A 4,264-nucleotide genomic window follows, 5' to 3' on the forward strand; every position below is an offset into this window, starting at 1 on the left:
GATCGTCGCCAGCCGGCTGGCGATGCCCAGCTTTTCACCCAACGAGAAAGCCACGCCGGCCGACTGTTCGCCGTCGCGCAGGGTGGTGTCGTTGATGGTGACAAAAGACGGTTGGCTCATGGCGATCTCCTTGCCTGGTTCTTAGCAAGGGTGGTGCCAGTGTGTAAGCTATTGAATATTAGTGATTAGCAGTTTGTGTTTTGGTTTGCTGTCGGCTTCTTGTCGCGAATGCAACAAGATTTGAGTGAGTTCCGCGGTCAACGGGAAAAAATGGTCAAAATCGAAATCCGGGAATTCTGCCCAATCTATTGTTGAACCTCATGCAGTCAGCCAGGCTTGGCGACCCCATCAAATTGGTTGCACGCATTCATTCGAAACACATAATTTCCATTAATCACATCGATAAGCGATACGATGATGAATGGTTGCGTACAGCCGACGAAGCAAACAAGTCAGCGATAACCAGTAAGCGGGATGCTCGAATTGGAGGAGTGCCCAAATGGAAAAGACGATGCGGCGGAAAAAGGAAATGACGCCTGGCCCTTGGGCTGCGGTCTTGCTGGGTCTGGCTCTTTTTCTTGCAGGATCAGCTCAGGCGCGCGGGCCATGGCGGGCCAGTGAAGGCAATACCAGCGGCTGGCAGTACATGACGCCGGAGGAGCGGGTCGCGCATCAGGCGCGGATACGCAGCTTCAGCAATTATGACGATTGCCTTGCCTATCGCCAGCAGCATCATCAGCAGATGGCTGAACGGGCGAGGGCGCAGGGCGAGGTGTTGCGCCCGGGGCGCCGCGATATCTGCGCCCATCTGCTGCCGCCGGGTAGCGGGCGCTAAGGGGGGCGGATGTTGGGCTGGCGCTGGCTGTCGATTCCGCTGATCACCATCCTTCTGGTTCTGGCCCCGGTATTCTGGGCTTTCCCCGAGGGATTGCCAGCGTGGCGCAGCGCCGCCATCGTCTCGGGCTGGGTCGGCTGGGGGCTGCTGCTTGCCGGCCTGCTGCTGATGATCCGTGAATCATGGCTGGCCGACGGGCTGGGCGGCCTGGAGCGGATGTATGCCTGGCATCACTGGCTGGGCATGCTGGCCTACCTGGTGTTGCTGTTTCATCCGCTGGCCCTTGCCCTGGATGGCTGGCAAGAGTCGCCGGCCGTCGCCTGGGCGGTGCTGTCGCCGGCGCAGCAGGGCTGGCCCGGCTGGCTGGGCTGGCTGGCCTTGCTGGCCATGATGGCCGGGTTGGGAGCGGCCTTGGCCCGGCGCCTGCCGTATCGGCACTGGCGGGGGTTGCATCACCTGTTCTCGCTGGCCGTGCTGCTCGGTTTGGGCCATCTGCTCTGGCTGGGGCTGGATGCCCCGGCGCTGTGGGCGCCGCTGCTGGCGCTGGCCTTCATCGTCTGGCGCGTGCTGCGCGCCGATCAGGGCTGGGCGGCCCGGCCTTATCGGGTGAGCGGTGTGGTAGCGGCCGGCGAGGGCATGGTCGAAGTCGCCCTGCAGCCGCTCGGGCAGGGGCTCGCCGTGCAGCCGGGGCAGTTCGTGCTGGCGGCCTTTTTCGACGGGCCGGGTTTTCGGGGCTGCGGCGAGTTTCATCCGTTCACCGTCAGCGACATCGGGCCGGAGGGCCGTTTTTCGCTGGGCATCAAGGCCCTGGGCGATTGCACCGGGCATCTGCAGGCCGTGGAAAGCGGCGTCGCCGTCCGGGTTCAGGGCCCCTTCGGCGATTTTTTCGCAGGCCAGTCCGGGCCGCAGTTCTGGCTGGCCGGCGGGGTCGGCATTACCCCCTTCATGGGCCGCCTGCGGGCCGGCCCCCTGGCCCAACCGGTGCGCCTGCTCTACCTGCATCGCGATGCCGGCGATGTGGCTTACGACGAGGAGTTGCAAGCGCTGGCCGGGCAGCAACCGCTGCTGTCGCTGGTCACCGTGGCCAGCGGTGCCGGCCAGCCGGACCTGTCGCCGCTGTTGCCGGCGGCCGGGGATCTGGCCGGTTGCGATTGCTACCTTTGCGGGCCGCCGGGGATGGTGGCGGCGGCCGTAGCGATTCTGCGCTCCCGCCAGGTGGCGCCGGCCCGCCTGCATTTCGAGAGCTTCGAATTCCGATGAGCCGCCGCCTGTTCATTTTCGCCACCGGCGCCTTCTGGATCGGCGTGCTGGCTTTCTGGTTTCTCGGCCGGGAGGCCGGGCCGCTGCCCTGGACGATGCCGCCGAATGCACTGCCGGCAGAGCGGGCGTTGTCGCTGGCCGAGGTGGCCGCCCATGCCGTGCCGGAAGATTGCTGGATGGCCATCGACGGGCAGGTATACGACCTCAGTGCCTATCTGCCCGAGCATCCGTCGCGCCCGGCCATCATCAATCCCTGGTGCGGCCGCGAGGCCAGCGAAGCCTACCGGACCAAGGGCAAGGGCCGACGGCATTCGGCCGAGGCCGACCAGCTGCTGGCTACTTTCCGCATCGGCCGGCTGCAGCCCTGAGGGCGCGGTTTTCCGCCAAGGCGGCCGAGAATTCGTCCTGCCTTGTGGCGCTTGATGGTCATTGGCATGGGACATGCTCAGTGTCATGACTTCATTCAGCGGAGGCGACTATGTCCATCAGTTCCATCCTCAACGTCGGCATGCAAGGCATGCAGGCCAGCATCAACCGCACCGCCATCGCCGGCAGCGGCCTGAACGTCGAAAACGACGATATGGCGGCCAAGATGGTCGCCATGCGCCAGGGCGAAATCGACGCCAAAGCGGCTGCCAACGTGATCAAAACCGGCGACGAGATCCTCGGCGCCCTGATCGACATTCGCGCCTGAGGCGGCAAGAGTTGCCGGCCGAGGGGGCGAGCACGATTTTGTAGTTTGCCGCCGAAGCCGGGCCTGATCGGGAAAACTCCCGGGCCGGTCAGCGCCAGTCAGGCCTGGCTGGGGCCGACCCGGAAATCGGCCAGCCCGACCTCGCCGTTTTCCTCGTAGACGTCGAGTGCCCGCAGTTGTGGCTCGCAACAGGGTGCCGAGCGAGGTGCCGGTTTGCGGGGGTAGACGATGCCGCATGGAGCAGCGCAGGTGGCGGTCGCTGGCGTCGAAGACGGCAGGTTGTTCGCTGCAGTCGAGGCGGCGCGGCACAGCACTGCAGCGGTTGATGCAGGCGTAGGCGATGCCGGCGAAGCGGATGAGCAGGCATTCCTCGCGCTGCCCCTCGAAGGTGATGGGCGCCTTCCGGTAGCGGCCTTCGAGAAGCTCGGCGCTGGCGCACAGGGCGAGGCGGGGCGGGATGGGGGTCATGGCGGCGGCGGGCGGGGCGATCGCTGCGGTCGACGGGAAAAAACGGCCAAAATCGAAATTTTCCGCCCCGCTTCAGACGGCGTAGGGCCGGTGCAGCCAGCCGCGCACGACGTCGACATCGCGTTGCGGCAGGTAGGCGAAGCCGGCCAGGGCATCTTCGACGACGGTCTGGGCAACCCAGTGGGGAACGGCCTTGGTGGTCAACATGTGGAAATACCAGGCCATCGGATAGCCGCATTCGCGGTCGAAATGGCTCAGCGCTTGTTGCAGCTTGAGCTGGCTGGTGCCCGGGCTGGCGCCGAATTCCGGCGGGTCGCCGGCCCGGGCGGGGATCGGCTGGGCGCGCAGGATGGCCTGCTGGAAGCGGTCGAGGTGTTCGCGGGTGGCGATCACCCAGTGGTTGAAGTAGGCGCTGGCGTTGCTGGCGCTGCTCGTCGTCCAGTCGGCGATCATCCGGTGAACGGGGGCCGGCTCGGGCTTTTGCGCCTGCATGCGGCGCAGGAAGGCGCCGATGTGCTGCAGGCGGCGGAACTGGTAGGTGGGCAGGCCGGTCGGGACGGGGGTGTCGGCGCCGCCACGCGGATCGACGATTTCCTCGAGCGAGGCAGGCTCGTTGGCAAAAAGGCGATGGACGCGCATTTCCTGCAGGTCTTCAATTTCCAGTTGCAGGAAGTCGTCGGTATCGTCGCCGACCGAAGCCACCAGGTAGTGGGTCTGGCCGACCAGGCGGGTGGCGAACAGGCTCTGCCCGGCGAAATCGTCGATCAGCCGGCCGATATCGCCGTCGCGCTGGTCGATGGCTTGTTCCGCCCAGCTTTCCAGGCTGTCGCTGACGCGCTGGCCGGTGCCGTCGATGATGCCGCCCAGCCGGTACCAGCCGCCACGATTGAGGGCATGACGAAAATGCCAGTCGGGCAGGGCGCTACCGAGGGCCTTGACGAGGGCGCCGGGGCCGTGGCTGACCGGAACCTTGGTACAGGTCTCGACGATGGCGGGGGCGAGTGTCT

General features: G+C 65.8%; 7 protein-coding genes. 5 read left to right on the forward strand and 2 right to left on the reverse strand.

Annotated features, from left to right (window positions below):
- A partial coding sequence (locus IPI99_13890) for a homocitrate synthase (GenBank protein ID MBK7341593.1) occupies positions 1 to 120 on the reverse strand: 120 nt, incomplete at its 3' end.
- A 200-nt stretch (positions 121 to 320) separates the two neighbouring features.
- On the opposite strand from IPI99_13890, the gene IPI99_13895 reads away from it, so the two are divergent.
- The 5 genes from IPI99_13895 to IPI99_13915 all read left to right on the forward strand — a co-directional run bounded on the left by IPI99_13895 (position 321) and on the right by IPI99_13915 (position 2,789).
- Positions 321 to 533, forward strand: a complete 213-nt coding sequence (locus tag IPI99_13895; GenBank protein ID MBK7341594.1) for a hypothetical protein — start codon at positions 321 to 323, stop codon at positions 531 to 533.
- The gene (locus IPI99_13900) at positions 530 to 835 is read left to right on the forward strand and encodes a hypothetical protein (protein ID MBK7341595.1); all 306 of its coding nucleotides are present in this window, start codon (positions 530 to 532) and stop codon (positions 833 to 835) included. Before IPI99_13895 ends, IPI99_13900 begins: the two co-directional genes overlap by 4 nt.
- A 9-nt stretch (positions 836 to 844) precedes the next feature.
- The gene (locus IPI99_13905) at positions 845 to 2,095 is read left to right on the forward strand and encodes a ferric reductase-like transmembrane domain-containing protein (protein ID MBK7341596.1); all 1,251 of its coding nucleotides are present in this window, start codon (positions 845 to 847) and stop codon (positions 2,093 to 2,095) included.
- On the forward strand, positions 2,092 to 2,463 hold the full coding sequence (locus tag IPI99_13910) for a cytochrome b5 domain-containing protein (GenBank protein ID MBK7341597.1): 372 nt from the start codon (positions 2,092 to 2,094) through the stop codon (positions 2,461 to 2,463). The genes IPI99_13905 and IPI99_13910 overlap by 4 nt, the downstream gene beginning before the upstream one ends.
- A 110-nt stretch (positions 2,464 to 2,573) precedes the next feature.
- Positions 2,574 to 2,789 carry a hypothetical protein gene (locus tag IPI99_13915; GenBank protein MBK7341598.1) on the forward strand — a complete coding sequence of 72 codons (216 nt, stop codon included), beginning with the start codon at positions 2,574 to 2,576 and terminating at the stop codon, positions 2,787 to 2,789.
- Positions 2,790 to 3,329: 540 nt separating this feature from the next.
- Here the strand turns inward: IPI99_13915 and IPI99_13920 are convergent.
- Positions 3,330 to 4,264 (reverse strand): hypothetical protein (locus IPI99_13920; protein MBK7341599.1); only part of this gene is annotated, 935 nt, incomplete at its 5' end.

This window comes from Saprospiraceae bacterium (assembly GCA_016710235.1).
Taxonomy (GTDB): domain Bacteria; phylum Bacteroidota; class Bacteroidia; order Chitinophagales; family Saprospiraceae; genus Vicinibacter.